At 32.7% G+C, this 23,644-nt stretch carries 24 protein-coding genes, 1 pseudogene and 1 riboswitch; of the genes and pseudogenes, 7 read left to right on the plus strand and 18 right to left on the minus strand.

The genetic code is table 11. The annotated features are described in order from the left end of the window. Window positions 1–85 precede the first annotated feature (85 nt). Entirely contained in the window at window positions 86–922 is an 837-nt protein-coding gene (locus G8O30_RS12080) for an NERD domain-containing protein (RefSeq protein ID WP_239672309.1), read from the minus strand. 1,137 nt (window positions 923–2,059) lie between these two features. Here G8O30_RS12080 and G8O30_RS12085 point away from each other — a divergent pair. The 4 genes from G8O30_RS12085 (at window position 2,060) to G8O30_RS12100 (ending at window position 4,501) form a co-directional block, all read left to right on the plus strand. Then, window positions 2,060–2,239: a hypothetical protein gene (locus G8O30_RS12085; RefSeq protein WP_239672310.1), complete on the plus strand. Its 180-nt coding sequence runs from the start codon at window positions 2,060–2,062 to the stop codon at window positions 2,237–2,239. Between the two features lie 200 nt (window positions 2,240–2,439). Beyond that, the gene (locus tag G8O30_RS12090; protein ID WP_239672311.1) at window positions 2,440–2,883 is read left to right on the plus strand and encodes a hypothetical protein; all 444 of its coding nucleotides are present in this window, start codon (window positions 2,440–2,442) and stop codon (window positions 2,881–2,883) included. 58 nt (window positions 2,884–2,941) lie between these two features. Beyond that, window positions 2,942–3,313, plus strand: a complete 372-nt coding sequence (locus G8O30_RS12095; RefSeq protein WP_239672312.1) for a DUF2750 domain-containing protein — start codon at window positions 2,942–2,944, stop codon at window positions 3,311–3,313. A 441-nt stretch (window positions 3,314–3,754) separates the two neighbouring features. After that, the gene (locus G8O30_RS12100; RefSeq protein ID WP_239672313.1) at window positions 3,755–4,501 is read left to right on the plus strand and encodes a hypothetical protein; all 747 of its coding nucleotides are present in this window, start codon (window positions 3,755–3,757) and stop codon (window positions 4,499–4,501) included. A 162-nt stretch (window positions 4,502–4,663) separates the two neighbouring features. On the opposite strand, the gene G8O30_RS12105 is transcribed toward G8O30_RS12100, so the two are convergent. Next, entirely contained in the window at window positions 4,664–4,951 is a 288-nt protein-coding gene (locus tag G8O30_RS12105) for a hypothetical protein (RefSeq protein ID WP_239672314.1), read from the minus strand. Window positions 4,952–5,055: 104 nt separating this feature from the next. Then, window positions 5,056–5,140, minus strand: a riboswitch (cyclic di-GMP riboswitch). Between the two features lie 137 nt (window positions 5,141–5,277). Between G8O30_RS12105 and G8O30_RS16320 the strand changes: the two are divergent. The 3 genes and pseudogenes from G8O30_RS16320 to G8O30_RS12115 form a co-directional block, all read left to right on the plus strand. Then, window positions 5,278–5,328, plus strand: a pseudogene (locus G8O30_RS16320) (hypothetical protein); the annotation flags it as partial. Between the two features lie 6 nt (window positions 5,329–5,334). Beyond that, the gene (locus G8O30_RS12110) at window positions 5,335–5,805 is read left to right on the plus strand and encodes a Fic family protein (protein WP_239672315.1); all 471 of its coding nucleotides are present in this window, start codon (window positions 5,335–5,337) and stop codon (window positions 5,803–5,805) included. 180 nt (window positions 5,806–5,985) lie between these two features. Further along, window positions 5,986–6,495, plus strand: a complete 510-nt coding sequence (locus G8O30_RS12115) for a hypothetical protein (RefSeq protein ID WP_239672316.1) — start codon at window positions 5,986–5,988, stop codon at window positions 6,493–6,495. Between the two features lie 218 nt (window positions 6,496–6,713). On the opposite strand, the gene G8O30_RS12120 is transcribed toward G8O30_RS12115, so the two are convergent. From G8O30_RS12120 to G8O30_RS12195, 16 genes are all read right to left on the minus strand, one after another. Further along, the gene (locus G8O30_RS12120; protein WP_239672317.1) at window positions 6,714–7,295 is read right to left on the minus strand and encodes a hypothetical protein; all 582 of its coding nucleotides are present in this window, start codon (window positions 7,293–7,295) and stop codon (window positions 6,714–6,716) included. Between the two features lie 305 nt (window positions 7,296–7,600). Further along, window positions 7,601–8,611: a UDP-glucose 4-epimerase GalE gene (galE, locus tag G8O30_RS12125; RefSeq protein WP_239672318.1), complete on the minus strand. Its 1,011-nt coding sequence runs from the start codon at window positions 8,609–8,611 to the stop codon at window positions 7,601–7,603. Between the two features lie 346 nt (window positions 8,612–8,957). After that, window positions 8,958–10,355, minus strand: a complete 1,398-nt coding sequence (locus G8O30_RS12130; protein WP_239672319.1) for a lipopolysaccharide biosynthesis protein — start codon at window positions 10,353–10,355, stop codon at window positions 8,958–8,960. Window positions 10,356–10,514: 159 nt separating this feature from the next. Continuing rightward, entirely contained in the window at window positions 10,515–11,681 is a 1,167-nt protein-coding gene (locus G8O30_RS12135) for a nucleotide sugar dehydrogenase (protein ID WP_239672320.1), read from the minus strand. 112 nt (window positions 11,682–11,793) lie between these two features. After that, window positions 11,794–12,945, minus strand: a complete 1,152-nt coding sequence (locus G8O30_RS12140; RefSeq protein WP_239672321.1) for an O-antigen ligase family protein — start codon at window positions 12,943–12,945, stop codon at window positions 11,794–11,796. 122 nt (window positions 12,946–13,067) lie between these two features. Continuing rightward, window positions 13,068–13,988, minus strand: coding sequence for a glycosyltransferase family A protein (locus G8O30_RS12145; RefSeq protein ID WP_239672322.1), 921 nt, complete (start codon window positions 13,986–13,988; stop codon window positions 13,068–13,070). Window positions 13,989–14,009: 21 nt separating this feature from the next. Next, window positions 14,010–15,005, minus strand: coding sequence for a glycosyltransferase family 4 protein (locus G8O30_RS12150; RefSeq protein WP_239672323.1), 996 nt, complete (start codon window positions 15,003–15,005; stop codon window positions 14,010–14,012). A 1-nt stretch (window position 15,006) separates the two neighbouring features. Then, the gene (locus G8O30_RS12155; protein ID WP_239672324.1) at window positions 15,007–15,804 is read right to left on the minus strand and encodes a glycosyltransferase family A protein; all 798 of its coding nucleotides are present in this window, start codon (window positions 15,802–15,804) and stop codon (window positions 15,007–15,009) included. A 66-nt stretch (window positions 15,805–15,870) separates the two neighbouring features. Further along, window positions 15,871–17,037, minus strand: coding sequence for a glycosyltransferase (locus G8O30_RS12160; protein WP_239672325.1), 1,167 nt, complete (start codon window positions 17,035–17,037; stop codon window positions 15,871–15,873). Between the two features lie 92 nt (window positions 17,038–17,129). Continuing rightward, complete coding sequence (locus G8O30_RS12165) at window positions 17,130–18,233, minus strand: glycosyltransferase (RefSeq protein ID WP_239672326.1); 1,104 nt, start codon at window positions 18,231–18,233, stop codon at window positions 17,130–17,132. Between the two features lie 2 nt (window positions 18,234–18,235). Then, entirely contained in the window at window positions 18,236–18,928 is a 693-nt protein-coding gene (locus G8O30_RS12170; RefSeq protein WP_239672327.1) for an HAD family hydrolase, read from the minus strand. Further along, window positions 18,929–19,900 (minus strand): ATP-grasp domain-containing protein, encoded by a 972-nt coding sequence (locus tag G8O30_RS12175; RefSeq protein ID WP_239672328.1) that lies wholly within the window; start codon window positions 19,898–19,900, stop codon window positions 18,929–18,931. 30 nt (window positions 19,901–19,930) lie between these two features. Continuing rightward, window positions 19,931–20,593 carry a PIG-L deacetylase family protein gene (locus tag G8O30_RS12180; protein ID WP_239672329.1) on the minus strand — a complete coding sequence of 221 codons (663 nt, stop codon included), beginning with the start codon at window positions 20,591–20,593 and terminating at the stop codon, window positions 19,931–19,933. A 38-nt stretch (window positions 20,594–20,631) separates the two neighbouring features. Continuing rightward, window positions 20,632–21,279, minus strand: coding sequence for a sugar transferase (locus tag G8O30_RS12185; protein WP_239672330.1), 648 nt, complete (start codon window positions 21,277–21,279; stop codon window positions 20,632–20,634). A 2-nt stretch (window positions 21,280–21,281) separates the two neighbouring features. Continuing rightward, window positions 21,282–22,289, minus strand: coding sequence for a UDP-3-O-(3-hydroxymyristoyl)glucosamine N-acyltransferase (locus G8O30_RS12190; RefSeq protein ID WP_239672331.1), 1,008 nt, complete (start codon window positions 22,287–22,289; stop codon window positions 21,282–21,284). A gap of 20 nt (window positions 22,290–22,309) precedes the next feature. Next, complete coding sequence (locus G8O30_RS12195) at window positions 22,310–23,422, minus strand: DegT/DnrJ/EryC1/StrS family aminotransferase (RefSeq protein ID WP_239674554.1); 1,113 nt, start codon at window positions 23,420–23,422, stop codon at window positions 22,310–22,312. Between the last annotated feature and the right edge of the window lie 222 nt (window positions 23,423–23,644).

Genomic DNA, 23,644 nt, shown 5'->3' on the forward strand with positions numbered 1-23,644 from the left:
TTTAAAATATGTAAGGAAGTCTACTTTTTGTAATTTGTTAGTAAAGGAAATTCGACAAATACCGGGAAGTGACAGGCAACCGTTGTTATGAAACTTGCTTAGTATACCTACATTTCGGGAAGTTGCTGCAACCGTAAAAAGAGCCGTACTTCCCTTTCTTCATAGTTAATCCGCCACCACACTTGGGACAGACATTTTGTTTAAAATCCTCTTTTTCTTTCCGAAGCTTTTCTTTACGGTTATTTTTTATATCTACTACATGCTTTTTCTTAACCTTTTTCTTCTGGTTCTTATCTGTAATGATTAAACCTTCAAGTATTCGATCAATTTCTTTTAACTCAGAAGCACTAATCCTTTGAACATTCCACTCCTTAATGACTTTTATTAATTTTGGAAATTGAATAACCCTAGCTGATGTAAAATCATCCTTGAACTTGAAAGTAGAGTTTTGAGAGAAGGCAATAATAGAATATATAAACTCAAAGTCTTCTTTAGCTATGTACTTTTTAATTGCTTGTATATGACTATAATTTTGCCAGATTGGATTAAACAACTTTTCTTTCCGTTTATAGATTGTCTGAGTCCAATATTTCTGATTTTCCTTCCCAAATATCCAACCTTGATAATGCTTCGTTTCAATTACAAATATTCCATACGGTGATGTAACTACATGATCAACTTGGGTAGTACCACCTACACCATTTGGCACATATAGATCGTGGTATATTTTATAATTCGTTCCTAGTTTACTTAGTGTTTTATTTACATACCACTCTCCTATCGCACCTTTAATAACTGAATACCTTAACTTCAACATTATGACTCCAGTTACAAGCAGGAGAGCAAATATGGTAGGGGCTAAGAAGAACAGGATAGGTAAAAGAACAATAATGGCTAGTATTATCATAATTTCTTTTTTCACGCTAAGCACTCTCTCCTAATTTAGAATTAAATTATACACTTCATAATATTACCATTAAACTAGTAGATTTTCATTTGGTGAATTTGTCACTGAAGAAAAAAAGAGCTGATCACCATTGATGGTAATAATTAAGAGTAACAAAATATGAGATTAATAGATTTCGAAATTGCTAAACTACAATTATTACTCCGTTTCGTTTACATAATACAGATATTGTTTAAAATTCTCCTTTTTCTAAGGAAAAGTTTAATCGTCCCTTCTTTAATGTAGGTGGACAGGACCTGTGTCTTTCCAAAAATACTGAAAATTTGAGGTTGCAACCATTTAAAATTTGGTTACTTGAATTACCCGTCCCTATGTCTCAAGTAACTAAGACCGTTTTCATCTAAACGTCTCCTAAACAAGCCCCGCCAAAAGGCAAGGCTTTGAAATTTGTAAGGAAGTCTACTTTTTGTAATTTGTCATGTAAGGTAGTTCTACAAATAACGGGAAGTGACAGGCACCCGTTCTTACTACTAAACCTGAAGGACAAGTCGGAATGTATGGCGTTTCTATAGAAACCACGTCATAACCAGTTAATACTGTTTAAGGATAAACTATCTAGTATTTAACATTGGAGAAAACGATGATTTTTCTACTTATTGCGACGCTTTTTACTCTCGGTTGTACCTATATCTGGTAACACGTTACAAACTTTTATATCATGATGTGACGTATTCATGCTGCAGATGGCCCCCCTGGTGATATAACGGAAGGGGAATTATTATTTATCTTACTAGCAAGTTCTCTTTCTCTTGCTTTGTTACTGTATGCTATTCTATTTATCTACCTTGTTATCCAAGACTTGATTCGTAAATCTACGGAGAAAACGTTATTGGAGAAAATAACGTTTATTTTGTTGCCACTTATCGTGTCTGTTTTCTTATATATGAAATTGCTTGGTGAAGTGAATAGAGGTGTGCTATAAGGAAGAGCTGCTAATTAGCAGGATAAAATATGATGGGAATTTTATGTGTCCACCTGCTCCCTAAGTAACTTTATTCTGTTCATTTTAAACTAGATGTATTACCCTTTAAGAAAAGAACAGGTGCTGTGGAAATAGATGAGGACCTGAATATACGAAAATGACTACCGCAAATGTCTAAAAGTACAAATACTAATAAAACTACCAAGGAAGAATTAGAAAGAGAAAATGAACTGCTTCGATTAGAAATTGCATACCTAAAAAAGATGAAAGCCTTTAAAATGGATCCGGAAGGGTTTCTCGAGAAGCACCAACAACGATATCAATCTAATTCAAAGAAACGTTGGGACTAAACGGATAAATAGAAAATCTCAGCATATAAGTTTTTCATTAATTCATTTTAAAACAATATTAATAGTTAATCGGGTTATTACCTAAAGTAAGACATGATAGTTGTTGCGGGTTTACTTTGTAAAAGTTGATTAGACGAGAGACCTGCCCTTTTGTCACCGTCTTAAAATAAATAAAAAATAGTTAGGATATTTTTAAATCCATGAAAAAATATAATAAAGTTATTGTAGGTATTGAAAAAGAGGATATTCAATGCTTTGCAAAAAGAGGCGATATTTTAGTTCAAGCATCTAATACTGATAAAATGAAAGGAAGATTACCTAAAGAACATCATTTTTTTGTTTCTATCGTAAATCGAAAGCCTTCACGATATGGTGTAGTAAAGGAAGTAGAAAATTCACTGACAGCTCTTGATTTAGCAAAACTAGATTATCAATCCAGAGGGCTTAACGAGGAAGAAATTAATTCTGAGATAGTAAATGTTTACGAAGAATATTTAGCGAAAATTAGTACATTTACAATAGATGTACCTGTAGCTACTACTTGGCTATATAAAAAAATTCCCAAAGAGAAAATATTAAGAGTTCATAAGATATTTTTCACTAACTTTTCAGATAGAGCAAAGAATGACTATTTTGGCTTTTAATTTGAGATGAAAAATCCAAATATATTATACATTTAAAATGAGAAAGGAAGAGGCTACTATGTCATTCGGTTTCACTATTGATTCTAAAAAACGTTATGATGCGTTTCTAAGAAAAGTAGTAGAAAACAAAAAAGTTTGGGGCTTAGAACACAACGGAATGTGGTGTGTATGCGAATCTACTGAATATGAAGATACACTAGTTATGCCATTTTGGTCTGATGAAGCATATGCTCGTCAGTGCAATATCAATGAGTGGTCCCATTATAAACCAACTCCAATACCATTAGAGATATTCTTAAGTAATTGGATATACGGAATGAACGAAGAGGGACACATGGTTGGAGTAAATTGGAACTCTAAGCTAATTGGAGTTGAAGTGGAACCATTTGATTTACTTGACGAGATAGAAAGGAGATTAGCCAACAACTAATTAGTTTTTGTTTTTACTAATGTACGATGATCCACCATCTCATCAGGAATGGCAACATCAATGGCTTTTTCTAAAGCATGTACTAACTAATACATACTCGTTTCTTTATAAGTAACTAAATAGTACTCAAACACACTAGCAGTTAAGTTCTCTAAAGCTACCACGTCCCTTCAGCAAGATCAACGACATTATCGGGAAGTTACAATTATCCGCTCTTATTGTTAGGTGAAGTTAAAAGTGGGGTGGTATAAGGAAGTCCTGCCCTTGGTAAGGCTTTAATATGTGACAAATAAGTGAGAATTGGGATTTGTCACTCTGTCTATTATTCCATTTTTTATAGAAATTTGTCTTTATGCATGTATCTAAAAATTAGTTCAAATAGTAAAATTACTTTATGGTTAAGGGGAATGATGCACTTGAGAATATATAGAGGTGAAAAGAATGGGAGATTTGCTATCAGGTAAAGAAAAAGATGACCAGATGGAGCCAGTCAATAGTCTATCCACAAAGGATACAATTTTAGGATGCCTTGCTACAGTCCTTATCGGGATATTTGGATTATCGGTCATTTTGTTGATATTTTGGGGACCTGGCTTATTTAAAGATCATATTATAAAGCCAGATGAAGCTATTTTTATATCTGGTCAATACAATCTATCACTGTTAGTTATGATATTTATCATCTTGTGGATATTTGCATGCATATATTGGGTTAGAGGTGTAAAAAGATTTCTTACATTCATGACTGTGCCTTTTACTGCTTATATATTACTCTTTTTCAATTATCATATAGGCGTACTTGAAGGTATACATAAAAACTCGTATTTCCAACTTACTTCTTCATTTGTGGAATGGGGAGAAATGGATGAAGTAGCTTTTATACCGGACTACACTACTGGGAGAAAGGAAACAACCTTTAATATTAAGTTAGTTTATATGGTAGATAAAAAATCTTACTGGGTTGATAGTGTTAACCTAGAAGACCTGTTAAGACTAAAGGAGTTGTTGGAACAACAAGGTGATGTCCCTGTTTTTATCTATCCTTTAGACAAAGGTGATCTTTCTAAGTTAGAAGATGTAAGAGAAGAAAATAATGAATACTATAAAAGGATATTGGATTTCATAGAAGTTAAGGATATAAGAAAATATCCAAAAGAACATATATTGGTGAACGAATCTTTTTATTAAGAACAACTAAAAATGTTAAAGACACAAACTATAACATTTTTAATATCCTCTAATGAAGACAGGGAGTGTGTTTTACGAAGATTAATATGTTAGTAAGAAATATCTCCTATAAATTATATCTAAAAATCTAGTAAAACATAACATGATACCTATCCCTGTCTCTCAATATGGAAGGCCTCCCTTTTGGAGAGCTTTGATATGGAAAATATTAGTGAGACGAGGGACCTGTCCCTCTGTCTCAATTTTTATTGCCCCGTATGTTCCTTTCACCGCTCCATCAATAAATTGGCCTGCATTATCCATAGCAACTACGGATGCTTTCTCAATACCGTCACCTACTTCAGTAAGCCACTTAGAATCAACCGTCTTTCCAACTAAATTTACTCCTCCACCAATGATGCTTCCTCCTACTGTTCCTACACCTTTACCGATTGAGCGAAATAATGACATGTTTTTTCCGCCTTTCTACTTCATCTCCGTTTTGGAGATTTCATGTACTGTTCTTATACAAAAAGCCCCTACTCTACATAGGGGCGCAGTTAATCAATCTATCTGATTGCAACTGGCTGGCATACCCGTACGGATTTAGCCCCTTTAGCTTTGCGTCTCACTTTTTCAAGTAATTTGCCTATTCAATTAGTGTATTTTTACCTATGTATATAGTATTACCCAAATAAAGTTATAACAAGAAATTTTTTGAAAATAAATAGGGTTAACTTCATATTTCTTAATGACACTATGATTTCTTTTGGAGTTTTGTAAACGCTAGAATAAAATTGACACTTTTTGCTCAGTTTGAATCTATTCATCCATTTCTAGATGGGAATGGAAGATTGGGTAGGATTCTAATTGCCCTCTATCTATTACAAACAAAAATAATTGAAACGCCTTTTTTCTTTTTAAGTGAAGAGTTAGAAAAAGAAAAGTTTAGATATTATAGTATGTTAAACGGGGTCAGAGGTATTGGAAAAAAAGAACCTGATTGGGCAAGTTGGATTACATTCTTCTTAGATACTGCGGAGAGAATGGCAAAACACCAATTTGCAAAACTAGATGAGGCAGAAAACTTATATGAAGGAGGGCTTCAGTCATTTGAACAGCCTTCTATTGCTAAAGTGTGGGGAGCCATGTTTGAAGTCCCAATAGCAACAGTACCTCAACTAGAAAAAATAACTGGATTAGCGCAGGGAACCATTAGAAAAAGTCTTTCCTATCTAGTAGAAAAGAACATGATCTTCACAGATGAGCGTATACGTCATAAACGTTACTATCATTATGATCTTATACGGATAATGACAGAATAGGACATCGGGGACAGGAACTGTGTCTTTCCAAAAATACAAAAAAAATCAAGGTTGTAACCTTTTAGAATATGTAAAAAATTGGTGAGACGAGGGACCTGTCCCTCTGTCTCAAAAAACTTGGATTACAACGGCGACGTTTTTTGTACGTTGGTTGATCCATTATCGGAGAAAGACCACTTATTGAAAAAGCTTGCTATTCTTCTTTCGTATCAAAATAGACATAGACATACAAAGTTCCTTATTTATGAGAGACTATTAACCATGCTTTCTCATACAGAAATCTGTCAGCTTAGTGGCATTAGCCCAAGTAAGTTAAAAGATTTCTATGATTTGATAAGCATGTCTAGCTCAGAATTAGATTACTATCGATACCTGGGAGTCGAACAGCTGATGTTAAAGCTGAAAAACAGAAAAGGATTAACGGTTCAGGAGACGAGGGTATTAACACAATTAATTCTCAATAAAGAAATAAGTGGTAAACAATTAGACGAATATTTTGTGCTAAGAAAGTATATCCCTCTCCATCATAATGACATAATTGCCACTAACCAAGTCTCTTATTTGGTTGACAGATCTATTATAAGAAATAATCATGTAGTTGCTGCGACGCTGTATTTTCAAAAGATGTATAGAGCTTCCCCTCCACCTTGGGATAAGCCAACCGATGATCCTGGTGATTGGCTGAATTAGCCTCACTGTTTATGACCACTTTCTATTTTAATGACAAGGAAGCCCTGCCATTTGGCAGGGCTTTAATATGTAAATAATTGGTGAGACGAGGGACCTGTCCCTCTGTCTCAGGCACCCGTTCTTCAAAAAATGTTCAAAAACAATGAAAATAAAGAACATTTTTCAGTGGCCTCCATCTGTCCTTGTGTCCCGATAAAGTAAAGCAGGAAGACCCTGCTTTACTGGAGATTATTATGTTGGTCCCTAATATTTATGATAAGTTTTTTGCATTTATCAATGCCTTCAAAAAACTCATCTCTTTCATTCTGACTAGCCCGTTTTTCGTGATAGGCATCAATTTTGGAAAGAAGCCATTGTAGTCTAGCTAAGTTCATTTTGTGTAACTTTGGTATACCAGTTTTATGCAAAAGACCTCGTCCTTTTCCAGGCCTTAAAATCATACAACTTTGTGGTAAACAAGGATCTCCAAAAATTAAAAGGAGTACACCCTCTGTTTTTTTTGCTAATCCAATAAGAGCATTAAGTTGACTATGATTAAGAAAACTAGGACTCTTTTTGAATTCAAGAAAAGTGTAATCATTTATTTGCCTGCGAAAACCGTCTATATCAGAATATACTCTATTCCCTTCCCCCGTTAAAGTTTTCAAACACCAAGCGTTTTCTAGATAAGACAAAGGATCTCGGATATTATTCATATTCTTAAAAAACCGATAATCTAAATCGAATGCTTTCTTAGATTTTAATTGCTTTAACGTAGGCTCTCCATTTGTAGAAAGCACCGCAACTATCTTTTTTGTCATAAAGTGTGTTCCTCCTAAATATAATGTAGTGTTCGAATACTACAAGATATGGTGGAAATCACGGTAAAAGATGTTGTTTTTGCTTTACTGGTAGAGAGATTGAAAGTAGATAAGAGTGGGGACCAATTTTCTCCACTCTTATTATGGCTAAAAAATCCATAAAATAAACATGTATTGTTAAATAACAAATACATATTTACTCTTGGTATATGAGCGAATGGTTTATAAACAAGGTAAGGCGTAAGATTACACCATAAAAGTTAAATCAATACACACTTTATCAAAATATTACATATTTTTAGTTCTTACTCAACAACTAGAGCGCCCAACCTACTCTCAAACCCCCAAGCATCCCGACACATCTCATAAATCCCTTTCTCCGCACGCCACCCAAGCTCTCGCTCCGCCTTAGTAACATCCGCATAACACTCCGCAATATCCCCAGCACGACGTTCCACAATCTCATAAGGAATCGTTACACCAGTAGCTTCTTGAAAAGCATGAACTAACTCCAACACACTCGTGCCCTTACCAGTACCTAAATTATACATATGCACCCCAGCAGTTAAGTTCTCTAACGCTGCTAAATGCCCTTTAGCAAGATCCACAACATGAATGTAATCACGTACACCGGTACCATCTACTGTGTCATAGTCATTTCCAAACACCATTAACTTATCTCTCTTCCCTCTTGCCACTTGAGTGACAAACGGCATTAGGTTATTCGGAATACCATTTGGTGCTTCTCCAATCTCTCCGCTTTCATGTGCTCCAACTGGATTAAAGTAACGAAGAATAGACACTCCTAGATCCGGTGTCACATTAGCAACATCTGTTAAAATGCGTTCACTCATTGCTTTTGTTTCACCATAAGGATTAGTGGTAGGTAGTAAAGATAATCCTTCATGGAAAGGAACTTGATTATCTCCATACACCGTCGCAGAAGAACTAAACACAAACTTGTTTACCCCAAACAAGGTACAGTACTTCGCCAACAGCATTGTACTAACAAGATTGTTTTGATAATACATGACAGGTTGTTGCACAGACTCTCCTACTGCCTTGTATCCAGCAAAGTGAATAACACCAACAAAGTCATGTGCTTCAAACAACTGTCGAACTTCTGCTTCTACCGTCACATCTCCTTCATAAAAGGTAACACGACTAGTAGAAATACGTTCAATTCGCTCCACTACGTCACGAGTACTGTTACTTAAATTATCCACTATCACTACCTCATATCTACTAGCAAGTAACTCTACACAAGTATGAGATCCAATATATCCCGTTCCACCAGTAACCAATACTTTCTTCATCTACACGCCTCCTAAAAAAGCCCTGCCAAATGGCAGGGCTTTAAAATATGTATGGAATCTACTCTTTACAATTTGTCTTGAAACGCAGTTCGACTAATACCGGATAGTAAAATATACTGGTTACTTGTTATTGTAAAAATTTAGTGAGACGCGGTACCTGTCCCTCTGTCTCTAATGGCAGGGCTTTAAAATATGTATGGAACTCTACTATTTATAATTTGTCTTTAAACGTAATACGACTGATCCGGGAAGTGACAAATACCCGTCACTTATTATTTGTAAAAATTTAGTGAGACGCGGTACCTGTCCCTCTGTCTCAAAAATCTGTGATAAAAATTTAACATCCTTATTTCTTAAGTTTAATAGTCCTCAATAAAGCAAAAAGAATCTCACGCAAACTAAAAGTAGCAATAGAGATTAAAACTATTATAGAAATAAATAAGATCAATATGTTATCAATTGCAAAGAATATATAAGTAATGATTGCTAAAAAAAAAATATAAAGTAAATTGGTTGAATCTAACTTAATATCGAAAAGTTTACTAGTTGCATAAAGACGGAAAATTGCGATAGCAACAAATGATAGACTTAGTGCCCCAACAGCCCCTTGAAGCCCCCAAATCGGAATAAATATCCATAAACAAATAACGTTTATACCTGCAGCAACAACAGTCGTCCAAAAAATCCATCTAGTTCTTTTTTCTGCCATGAAAATAGTGCCAACAAAGTTAGCAAAAGCATTAGCAGCTACTCCAATTAAAGATAACGGTACTATACTTATTGCATTATGATAAGCTGGATCAATAATATATGGAAATATTATTTTAATGAGCAACATGAATATCCCACTACCGATTATTACAACTTTAAAAATATACGTAATACTTTTTTTATATTTGCTTTTTCTATCACCATCCGCCGACATTAAGTAAGCTATTTCATTCCATGCATATTGAAAAACTGATATCACCATAGTTATCATCGCAGTGAACTTACTGGCTATAGCATATAGTCCATTTGCAGAGGTTCCTAGTTGTTGTGATATAACTACCTTTGTATAACCACTGAGCATCCAGTAAGATACAGCAGCAATACAAAGAGGGATTGAAAATTTAATCATATCTAATTGTTGTTGGATATTAAGTTTATCAAGGCGAAAATTCTTAAGTGGATTTAGCCTCAATTCAATTATTGCCACTTGTACTGAAATACCTAAAATAGCTGCTACATATAGTGATTCTATACCCAAGTCAAACCAAAGTATTAGGATTATATTAAAAATCGCATTTAATAAGCTATTTATTAAACCTGTTACAATAAATAGCTTGTTTCTTAGAAAAGCCCTTGAAATAAATGTATATTGATATTGTATTGCAATTGATATTCCATAAAAGAAAATTAATAGTGCATGCTCAAAATCTAATTGATTATATACTAAAGTGTAAATAATTGTATAAATGAAAACACCAAGAGCTAAAACAGAAAAGGAATTCGAAATAACACTATATTTTTCATTTGATTTATGTTTATCAAAAGAAAATCTAAACATTCCATCCCAGATCTGAAAAAAGGCTATAGGAGCGAAAAAACTAATAAGGGTAACTACTAGATCATAAGACCCAAATTCGTCTGGCGAAAATTGACTGGTATATAAGGGAAGTAACAAAATCCCTATCAATTTAGATAATACACTTCCAATAAAGTAAATCCCTGACGTTGCAAAAAATCTCTTAACTTTACTCATTACATCCACCAATACCCTCAAATTAATTACTTATTTTTCTTTTTAAAAAGTTCTCTTTGTGTCTAATCAGGATTTGCCCCTTTGCCACTCTTCATCTCAGTTAAAAAGTTATTATGAGTAATACCTTCCTTAACCAAAGTCATCTAAAATGTTTCCCTATTAATCCCTGCTAAACAAGTCCCTGGTGTATACCTTTTCTGCTACTTCTTTTAATTCATCAGTAATTCGATTTGCTACAATTATGTCACTAATGTTTATAAACTCTTCAAAGTCATTTATGACACTAGAATTATAGAATTTCTGCTCATTAAGAGTTGGCTCGTATATAATGACTTCAATTCCTTTCTCTATTATACGTTTAATTACCCCTTGAATTGCTGACTGTCTAAAGTTATCAGAGTCCATTTTCATAGTAAGTCTATAAATTCCAACGGTCTTAGGGTTTCTTTTTGTTATCATTTCGGCAATATGATCTTTTCTCGTCCGATTAGCATCAACAATTGCAGTCATAATATTATTCGGTACATCAGAATAGTTTGCCAACAATTGTTTAGTATCTTTAGGTAGACAGTAGCCACCATATCCAAAAGAAGGATTGTTATAATGGCTTCCTATTCGCGGATCAAGTCCTACCCCATCAATGATTTGCTTTGAATCTAATCCTCTTACCTCAGCGTACGAATCAAGTTCATTAAAGAAGGCGACTCTCATCGCGAGGTAAGTATTCGCAAATAGTTTTATAGCTTCCGCTTCTGTAGAGTTTGTAAACAAGACTGGAATATCTTCTTTAACTGCTCCTTGAACTAATAAGTCAGCGAACATTCGAGCCCTATCTGATTGCTCTCCAACTACAATCCTTGAAGGATATAAGTTATCATAAAGAGCTTTACCTTCTCTTAAAAACTCAGGAGAAAAGATAATATTATTTGTTTCAAACTTCTCTCTTACTTTTTCAGTGTAACCAACTGGTACTGTAGATTTAATTACCATAACAGCTTTAGGGTTAATAGATAAAACATTGGCTATAACGGCCTCTACTGTTCTGGTATTAAAATAGTTCTTAACTGGGTCATAATTTGTTGGTGTAGAGATTATGACATAATCTGCATCTTTATATGCTTTATAATTATCGGTTGTAGCGGTGAGGTTTAATTCTTTTGTAGCTAAATATTCTTCTATTTCATTATCAATAATCGGAGACCTTTTATGGTTAATCATATCCACCTTTTCTTGTATAATATCAAGAGCAGTGACATCGTTATATTGTGATAATAATATTGCATTTGATAATCCTACATAGCCTATTCCAGCAATTGTTATTTTCATAAAATAGTTCCCTCTTTCTTCCTAATAAGAATTATCTAATTATACATATCCAAAGGCCTTTTCTTAAGGTTATATAGTCGTTTTAAATTGTTATAAAAGCAAAAAATAGTAATTAGTGGGATATCTTGATTTCACTGTTTTCCGCATTATTTTCAATTTGAATGATAACTCTACCTATACCAGAAGCAATAATAAGTAATAGCCAAAATTCCACCTTATAAAACACACTTTCAGTTAGACCAATTATCATATATAGTAATATTGAGTACGAAAGCACCTTTGAGAAAATATGAGATTTATAAAAACTTAATTTCCTAGCAATTATTAAAAACAATACTAAAAATACTAACGCACCTAATATTCCGGAAAACATCAAAACCTCAAGAACTCCATTATGTGTTTCATTTAATGTAACGAAGTAATTACTAATAATACTGTTACCTCGACCATAACCTAACAACCAGGAATCTCTAATAGTAGAAAGAACAAAATCCCAAATGTACGTTCTACCAGTGAAGGTTAAATCCTTATCTAGTATTATTGTGATAAAATTACCAAATAGTATTTGAATCTTAAACACCACTATTAATAAAAAGGCTATAAAATATAAAATAAGATAGGTGTTAAAAGATGGTAAAATCCTTGCTGGTAAAACTAGAAATATTGTGGCTAAAATTGCAACTAAAATTCCTGTACCACTCTCAGATAAATAGATAGATAGCATACTGATCAAAATGACAATAATAGGTATTATTTTTAACTTTTTATATATATAGTTAGAATATAAATAAGCAATAGGGATAGATGGTAAGGCAGTCATTACAATCGCATTTTTACCACCTAATAAATAAATTGGGACGCCATTACTACTAGTACTTACACCATTTGTTAAGATCGTAATAAAATTTAATATGATAATAAATCCAAATAAATAATACAGTCCACTAATTAGTTCTTTAAAATTAGTCATACAATATGAAATATAAATACAAAAACCAATAAATATTATAATAGTGAAAAAGATCCCGATCGATAAGGTGCCATTCAATATTGAAGAAATCAAAACTAATGCTACGTGACATATTAGCAATACATTGAAAATAGTAATCTCCCCATAAATTAAAAAAAGACATACGATTGATGCTAATATTACTCCTAGTTTCCATACAGTTATAACCGGTTCTATTGTATCTATATTAAAGAAAATAATACTCAAGTGAGGTAAAATAAAAAAAAATACTACCCACCTGTTAGATAAACTCATTTTGTCTCCTCCAATTCAGGGCTAAAATGAACTGCTACAATTATTTATTCCTTAGTTTATCCATTAAAATAATGTCCTTTTAAAGACAATTTCAATATCAGAAACGCTTTAGATATATACCTTCATTTAACCAACTTATTATATAAATTATATTTGATAAGAGTTTTCTTTAAGTGTGGCTTCGTATAAACCCATAGTGCTCTTGGTAAGGTAATAATTTTTAACCACTTTAAATCTAGTTTCTTGTAATAGTAAAAACTCTTTATTCTCAAACATCCAGCTATATAATTTGAAACAGCCTTATATTTACTTTTTTTCTCAGTAGCTATTTCAATTCTTTGCAATAGGTAATGCATATATCCTTGTTTATTATTCCTGTGTACTTGTAATAAATTTCTTGTTAAACCATCTTCTAAATATTCACATAAATATAATACTTTGTTAATCAATTTCATTCTATGTTTTTGACTAATTAAATCGTAAACAACTGCCTCTGTTACAAATTTTTCCCCCTCAAAAACTGGAAATAAATATTCCCTTAAAATATTTGTCTTAAAAACTAATAAAGTATCACCTTTAAATTTATACTTGTCATAAAGGTCGAAGGTTGATGAATATTGAATATTTTTAGGCATCCAAGTTCCAATTGGTTCCTTATCACTAATCCCTTTTAATGCTATAATTCCTGCTAGATCGCTTACATCAGGAACCTTTTCCCAGGCACTGTAAATTTCTTGTACTGCATCAAGTGTTAAATAATCATCTGAATCTACACATACAAATAATTCCGTTTTACATTTTAAAACTCCAGTATTATGAGCTACATGCTTTCCACCATTTTTTTGTTTTATATATATAATATTTATTTTATTTTCCTTAATAAAAGTGTTAATTACAGTTTCGGTATTATCAGTTGAGCCATCGTCAACAATTAACCATGTAAAATTGGTATTTGTCTGATCACATAAACTTTTATAACATTTATGAATTATATCTCCTCTATTATAGGTTGGGGTGAAAATAGTCAATTTATTATCAAACATAACTTCTCCTTTAATTAATTCTTATTCTTCATATCGATTATAAAGAATAGCTTTTATTCTTTTAACTGAGGATTCCACAGATGTCTCTTCATGATCAATACTATTTAACAATTTTTTATTATTACTTTTAATTAACACAGATTTAATCTTAGATGAGATTTCAGCTACATCAAGAGTATTATAAATAATATCACTAGTCTCCAAGCCTGAAATTATTGATTTTGCACCTGTTTCATTAGATAAAAGTAAATCGCACCCATTGATAAGGGCTTCAATAGATGCAAGTCCAAAAGTTTCAAATTTACTATTTTGTACAAATAGTTTTGCCCTCTGATAATATAAAGGCATCTCACTATGATTAACATGAGGGAAATATTCTACAAATGAATAGGAAAGAATTTCTTCAAGGTCTTTCCCCCTGTTTCCTAGAACTATTAATTTAAGGTTCATTTTTTCATCTTGATTAATTAGCTGTATAGCCTTACAAATTGTTAAAATGTTTTTCAAGGGCAATCCCCCACCAACTGCCATTAAAGTATCTTGCTCTCTTTTTACCTCGCTACTAACTACTGGTAGTGATTCCCAATCGACTCCGTTATTCACATAGGTTATTTTTCTTTCATATTGCGGATAGTTCTCTTTCATCCAGGACATAAAATGCTTAGAGACACAAATAATCTTTGGAGTTAAATCCAATACTTTATCTTCAGTTTCAATACTCTTATGATCATAAGTATGGTTAAGTTCACCTTCTATCCTTCTACAACCATGCATTAAGTAGGCAGATTTAACTCCAAATAAATTCGCTAATTTTAATCCAATGATATTTATTTTAGACATTCCAGAGAATAAAACAGAGTCTGCCACTCTTATTTTTAAAAACAGCTCAAATACTCTAGTAATTCTATTTTTCCCAACCAAGAACATAGTGTTTTTTGGTAAGTATTTGATTAGCAGTTTATTAACATTGGCTGGACCAGTATTCCCTGTTAAATCACCTATAAATAACAATCTCAACTTACTTCTCTCCTAATCTCCGAGTATAATCTAAATGACCTCTTAACATCTCTCTAATAGCCTCGAAGAAAGTCATTTCATTTTTATACTTTTTGTAATGTCTGATAGCAAATTGTAGTATTAATACTTTTACCCATCTATTTGAAAGAGCACTAAATGTAGCACCTCTATCGAAAAAATATTTCCTATTAAACCCAGTAAACCATGATGAATCGCCAATATATAAATCGGCAATTTTAATTGGTTCATATTTAATCTTTAACCCCTTTTGTAAACATTTGTGCAAAAAGATACTTTCTTCTCCCATTCTATAAATTGAACCAGCTCCGAACTCTTCATTAAATCTAATATTAGCATCTTTAATCTTATTGGTTCTAAATGCTATTTCTACTGAGGACATCTTTAATGATGTAAGATACCCTAAACGTTTACTTTTATTTCCGTATTTTTTAAAATGTTTATTTATACCTTCAACCTTGAACCGAATGATGTCATACTCTGGGTTTTCCTCAAATGCTTTTTTCACTAGTTCAATATAATTATCTACATATATAAGGTCATCGTCAGCTATTAAGGAAATATCTTCATTTGAATTTGTAATTGCCTTATTACGACTTCTGCTTAGTCCCTTTTCACTACAACATAAATATATTATCTCATTGCCTCTATAGTTTATTATTTCTTTATGTTCATAACCACATTGATTAACTAGTACTGCACCTGAAGATATATTCATTTTTTTTAATAATTTTAGAGGATCTGATTCGCCCATTGTTGAGATTAGTACCTGGATAGACATAATTTCACATCCTAATCTGAAGTAAACACTACTAACTTAAAATTGATAATATATTTCAAAAACTGCTCATCTTGTACTCTCTGCCTTTTCCCAAAACGGTTTTGCCTTTCCTGAAACTATATTATAAACTCCCACCCATTGAGCAATTACTGTAGCACAGTAATAATAAATCATTGTCACATATTTATTATTAGTTTTTGAAAATATCTTAATTATAGCTAAGGAGTAAAATAACAATTGTCCTACAAACGCTACGATATAAAACCAAGAATCGTTTAACAAAAACACATTAGAAATTAATAAGACGAGATGAGAAATCCAAAGTAAATACCTACAAGTCCTATGACCAAAGTAAAAATATGAAAACCACTTATATTGAAAAACATTAAAGATCCTCAATTCAGGTAAAATATGTTTTAAAATAGTTCTATTCATACGTACTTTTCTACTAAACTCATCTTCAATAACCTCTCCTGCTTTTTCATAAACTAAGGCATCATGATTACATATTGCTCTTCTTCCCTCTAATGCGTAAAATCTTGGCATTGCAATGTCATGGCTTTGAATTGGGTTAAAGTCAATATAGTCTTTAGTTCTACAAGCATATATCGCTCCATTCCCCGCTGTAATTGTTTGTACCCTACCTTCTATTTCACGTATAGCAACGTCACTATCCCAATAAGTTGCTTGCGCACCACTAATATCACTTGTTTTTTGATTTATGAAGGATAATCTTCCCGTAACATAAGCAATATCTTCTGAAGTAAATGCTGCCATTAATTCTTTTACTGATTTTTTATCCATTATGGAATTAGCATCCGTTAAAACCATAAAGTCTGTCGAAACAAGCTTATGTGCTTCATTTTGTGCATTAGTTTTACCTTTGCGAGCTTTAACTTCATAGAGTCGGATCTTAAAATTAGGGTGTTCCTCTATAAATTGTCTTACAACTTCATTAGTTCTGTCTGTACTATTATCTGAGGTAATTAAGAATTCAATCTTGTTTCGAGGGTAATCAATTTCAATTATGTTATTAAGTTTATCTAGTATAACTTTTTCCTCGTTATGTGCTACAACCATAACTGTAACTGTAGGTTGATGAGTATAGTCTTTTTCAAGCTTACGACTGTTATACAATCTACCAATTATTTTAATAGATTTTGGATAACCTACCATAGCCCAAACAATAACAAAAGCACTGATATAAAATAGTGATTTATATAGAATCTCCATATAATTTTTCTCCTCAATAAAACTCTAATAGTATAGGAATAAAATCGATACATTGAATTATAGTTATAAAATACTATAATAGATAGTTTCATCTAAAATACTTTGAATTCTTCCTTCTTATAAACTTCAAATATCGATTGAGCCATTTTTTCCGATGTTAAGTTTTCTTCATAGAAATGATGTGCCTTACTCACTTTACCCTTAATCCACTCCTCATTAGATAAGACTTTAATAAGCGCTTCACTAAGGGCTTGAGTATCACCGTAATCAACTCCAACACAGTAATCTTTTACATCTGAGTACCCACCCGTCTTAGTACGAATAACTGGTACTTGCATAGCAAAAGCCTCTATACAAACGATAGGGAAGCCCTCATTTTTACTTGGTAAAACCATCACGTCAGAAATATTTAATATATCTACTGGATTAACATAACCGGTAAAAACAATGTTATCGATCAATCCACTAGTCTTTGCTTTTTGAATAATTTCAGATTTATATTCTTCTGAACCATCTCCAGCAAATAATATTTTATATTGAGATATGTCACCAATCTGATTTCTCATTTTTGCCAGGGAGTCTAGTAAAAACAGATGGCCTTTTACTGGTGTTAATCTCCCCAACAGAGAAATGACTTTCTTATCTCCAATTTCATATAACTTTTTTAATTCCTCTTTTTTTTGTTTTGAATATTTAATATATCTTTTAGAATCTACACCATTGAAAACAACATTTAATTTCTTTTCCGGAATACCTAATTTTTTATTCAACATAGGTAACATATCACTGGAGACTGTAATTGCTGATTTCCCATAAAACGTGAGGAATTTATATATTTTACTTGAAGGAATATGATTTAGGTGGTTTGTCCAAACAAAATCAGTTCCTGTAAACATTGAGGCTAACTTAAGATAAATTCCAGTTGAACGCCAATGGGTATGAGCTATCTCAATCTCATTGCTACGGATTAATCTTACTAGTGAAAACAGGTTCATTATTTTAACAATCGGGTTTTTGCTAAGAAAAGGAATTTGAAAATGCTTAATTCCTAGTTGATCTAATTCTTCAGTATGGGGTCCACCAGACGATACAACTATAACTCTATGTCCCTGTTGTTTTAAAGTTTGTGATAGTTGTATAATATGTGAATTCACTCCTGAATCACTCATGTGCTTTGATACTTGTAAAATGTTCATTCTTATTCTCCTAAACCATTTTGGATTGCAGAACACTGTAAATCTACTAAGGATGTTATTCTATACAATTCCTGTATATTTTTATAATATAATGCATCAGTATAGATTGAGTTACCTCTATCAATTCTAGCAGTTGAAATAGGATAAATATTACTTATATAAAAATCCTTTTTAGGATTATCTCCAACATAAAGTATTTCATTAAATTCCACATTTAAATTCTCTTTAATTATTTCAAAAGATTTAGGATGTGGTTTCCAATACTCTCTACCAAGCTCATCAGTTACAATAATCTCTTCAAAATAATTATCTGCTTTAACTGCTTTTAATTTTTGACGTTGGGCATTAGCATAGCCATCTGTAATAATACCAGTTTTTATCTTCTTATTTTTTAATTGCTCTAAACAAGGCAATACATCATCAAAAAAGGATATATCGGGATTATGATTCCTATACTCTTCCACAAGCTCCAAAATGTTTTCTTTCGTGTAGACTATTTCTAATCTATCCAGTAACCTGTTAAAAACATTTTTTGAACTGTCGTTTAGTAATTCTAATAATAATTGATACAAAGTTCTTTCATCTTTACTAAATCTTTCACTAAGAATTTTTGAAATATGACGATATCCACTTTCAATATATTCTTTTTCCGAAATTAACGTATCATCTAAATCAAATATTACCGCTTTTATCATCTATACTAATTCCTTACTCAAAGATAAAAATACTGCTTCATCATATCTTAAACCTAAAAAATCATCTTCATAATCCTCGTTATACTCTATGCTTTCCCCTAAAAGTATTTTATACAAGTACTTTGGTGAGTCTGCACCAGCCTTAATACTAATAGGAGCTCCACCACCAAATCTAGGATTTATCTCAATAAATTTAATGCCATCTTTGGTCTTCATACACTGAATTGTTATATGTCCCTTAGGCTTAAGAATATCCAACAACTTTTTGACTTCCCTTATTATCTCTTTATCTCTTTTAACAATCCCTTTTGCCACTTCTCCACCTCTTGTGGCAAGCCTTAATCGAGGGGCAATTGTAATTGGATTTGAGTAGAAATCCGTAAATACATCAACAGTGTATTCATCACCTTCAATAAATTCCTGAACAATAGGGTTTGGAACATATCCCAAAAAGAATTGTAGTTCGTTCTCATTGTTAACTTTAAATGTATTCATACTTGAACTACCATTAAGCGGCTTAATAAATAGAGGGAAATCATAACTTTTATTCACTAAAGCATCATTATCTACCAAGCGAGGAACACCAAAATTATTTTCAGAAAAAAATCGTTGTGTATTAAATTTATCTCTACAAACTTCTATAACCTGCTTATCTGAAATATGAACTATAGCATCTGTTCTTGATTGTATAAGTTCTCCATATTCTGCAAGTTTATATAACTCTGTATCTATGGTAGGAACTATCAAGTTTATTTTTTCTTTATTACAAATGTCAATTATCTCTGAAATATAATTATCATCACTAATTTTAGAAATTAAATAGTGCTTATCGGCATGATACAATGCCGGCGCCGTGTTATCTATATCAACCGCAATTACATTTCCGTTAAGGCCTAAGCTATCCCTAGCCTCTTTAAAACATTTTATAAGTTCTACTCTTCTACCAGCACTCGTAATAAGTACATTTATCATGTTTTATCCTCCTATACTACAAGTCACTTTTTATACAAGCCTTCTTATTGTCATAAACGCTTCTGCATTCTTAAGTCCCATGTTAGAACCCCTATATTTAGATAGATTTTCTAAAGCCTGTATTGACCTAGGGTGTGGAAACGAATGAACTTGAGATTTAAAAACCGACATTGCTGATTTCTTAACATCGATGAATTGTGTAATATCTACCCATGTATTTGGCATAAATGCATTGGTTGTATTTGGGGCATCCCACTCTGTCTCAGACAAAGTCTCATAACTATAAATCTCCTTAACCTTAAATTCTCCGACTGGCCTTAGAGCTACCATACTTGCATCAAATACTATTTTATGATCAAGGTGTATATCCCCTCTATGTGGTAAGTAAACAATATCAGGTTTCACCTTTTCTAAGACTTTAATTATCGCTGCGTTTAATTTGTATTTAGGGCTTTCTTCTAGTAGTACAGCAGGGAAGTCTAAGAAAAAGGTATTTTCAACTCCTAATAATTTGTGAGCTTCAATAGCTTCATTTCTAACCTGTTCCACTGATTCCTCATTAAACATAGGAGCCATTCCCTTAGTAACGATGCAAATATATACATTTTCTCCATTTTCTTTATGTTTTGCTATAGTACCGCCAACACCAAGAACTTCATCGTCAGGATGGGGTGCAATTACTAATATATTCATTACATTCACCTCTTAAAAATTTTATTGTATTTACAAAGTTAGACTTCTTTACCACGAGTACCTTTTGATCCTAAGAACTCATCTCTAGTTGCATGACCCGTTTTATTTATTCCTTCTCTTTTGAGAACCGTATAAAATGTTAACAAAAATATCTTAATATCTAGTAACAAAGACCAATTATCTATATACCAAACATCCATCTTAAATTTTTTATCCCAGTCAACATTATTTCTACCATTGACTGCCGTCCAACTTGTCATACCTGGTCTCATTTCATGTCGACGCATCTGTTCTGGTGTATATCTTGGTAAATAACTCACTAGAAGAGCCCTAGGCCCGATAAGACTCATATCACCTTTTAGTACATTGAGAAATTGTGGCAATTCATCTAAGCTTGTACTACGTAGGAACTTCCCCCATTTTTTTAAACGAAACTCATCAGGTAGTAAATTGCCTTCAGAATCAGTTTCACTAGTCATCGTTCGAAACTTATAACATAAAAATGATTTCCCATTAAAACCTGCACGTTCTTGTATAAAAAGGATTTTTTCCTTAGTATTTATCTTTATATAAAAAGTAATGATTAAATATATTGGTGAACAAATCGTTAATGCAAATAACGCTGCACATATATCTAGTAATCTTTTAATAATTAATTGTATTTTCCGTTTCTTACTCCCCAGCATGTTTACTCATCCTCATTAAATAACTTTTTATAGTATGGATGGCCCCGGCCATATTTTCTCTTTGAAGGAAATTCCGTTTCACCCAATAACTCTTTCTTATATTTAGTGAATTGTATTATACGCTCCATTACCTCTGAACCTTCGTTTACCATAGTAATGGCAGCAGGAACTGATTTATGAATTCTAGCTGATAAACCTATGACTGCACCATCTCCTACTGAGATTCTATGGGTAATGGCACAATTGGGAGAGATCCATACATCTTTACCAATTTTAGTACTTCCAGCTATAGTAGTCCCAGCCCCTACTACAGTTTTTTGACCAATTGTCACATTATGGGCGACGTGTGCATGATCCATCATTTTAACTTGTTCATATATTACTGTTGGCTCTATTGCACCAGAATCGATTGTTGAAAGTGCACCTAACTCGACGTGGTCATGGATTACAACTCCCCCGAGTTGGGGTACCTTTATAAAATTATCTTCTTCATCTTTCTCAAAACTAAAACCAGGTGTTCCAATAACTGCATTTTCCTTTATAAAACAATTAGAACCAATCTTTGTATTGCTTCTGATACGTGCCCCGGAACGAATAACTGTATTAGAGCCTATAATCACATCATGATCAATAAAACAAAAAGGCTCAATTTTAGTATTTTCACCTATTATTACATTTTCACCAATCAGAGAACCATTTACATTTGAATAGTTTCTATTCTTACTGTTTTTTTCTTCATATTCTGCTAACACTGAATAAATTTTTGCAAAGTGTAGTCTTGGATTATTAGTTAAAATAAAATTGTGAATTTTATATAAGCCATCTGATATATTCATTCCATTTTCAGCAACAACACAACATCCATTAACATTATTTAAATTCTCCAATAAGTCTTCATAATCTTTTTGGATAAAGACTAATGAATTGTTCTTGGGATTTGATATAGTCGATACACTATTAACTTGATATTCTGTACTAGGTATCGTAATAAATTGTTTGAGTAATACCAAAATATAATCCTCCTAAAAAATCACTTAAATAGACTCTTAATAGTCTCAACAACTCTTTCTAAATCAGCATCCGTCATCTTCGTATCAGACGGTAAACACACACCATTCTCAAACAACTTCTCAGATACATCTGTTCCAACAAAATCATACTTCTCAAAGAAAGGCTGCATATGCATTGGTTTCCAAACCGGTCTTGACTCGATATTCTCAGTTTCCAATGCATCAAATATATCAAGAGGTCTAACTTCACCAGATAATGTTATCGAGCTTAACCAATAATTTGGATCATCCCATTCATTGCTAGGCATGAATTTAATACCTTCTAGCCCACCAAGCTCTCTTTTATAGAACTCAAAAATATATCTCTTCTTCTTAACCCTCTGATCCAACACTTTAAGCTGCCCTCTACCAATCCCCGCAACCACATTGCTCATTCGATAATTAAACCCTAATTCACTATGTTGATAATGCCTCGCTTGATCTCGAGATTGAGTGGCCCAAAATCTCGCCTTAGCAATTCTCTCTTCATTATTAGAAACAAGCATACCTCCACCAGAAGTAGTGATAATCTTATTTCCATTAAAAGAGAAGATGCCATAATCTCCAAAAGTCCCTGTATGCTTACCTTTATAGTAAGTACCTAAAGACTCAGCAGCATCTTCTATTACCGCAACATTATGTTTCTTGCAAATTTCCATGATCTTACCCATATCAGCAGATAAGCCATATAAATGAACGACAATGACTGCCTTTACTGCAGGATATTTCTCAAACGCTTCTTCTAATGCTTTTGGGCTCATATTCCAAGTTTCATAATCACTATCGATAAATACAGGAATAGCATTTTGATAAATGATTGGATTTGCAGTAGCAGAAAAAGTAAGTGTTGGACAGAATACAATATCCCCTTCTCCGACTCCTACTGCTTTAAGAGCTAGATGAATAGCAGCTGTTCCAGAAGACAGTGCCGCAGCAGCCTTAGAACCAACCTTCTCAGCCAGCTCTCTTTCAAATCCATTTACGTTTTCACCAAGGGGTGCAATCCAGTTTGTATCAAAAGCTTCCTTAACATATTGCATTTCATAACCTTCATCACTCATATGTGGTGAAGAGAGGAATATTCTTTCTTTCACTTTTGTCGTCTCCATCTTCTAGACTTCCTTCCCTAGTTAGGTTAATATTTTAGTAGAATAGGACTTAATTAGAAGATATACCTCTAACCAACTACTAAACCACTAAAATTGTTATCTACTTTTAATAGCCACCTCATAATATCTAATCAATCTACCAAGCAAATACGAAATAGATATTCTTGTATTTGTCATCTAAAACCGAGTTTCTTCCTATTATATAAG

Origin of the sequence: Mangrovibacillus cuniculi (assembly GCF_015482585.1) — a bacterium.
Classification (GTDB): Bacteria; Bacillota; Bacilli; order Bacillales; family R1DC41; genus Mangrovibacillus; species Mangrovibacillus cuniculi.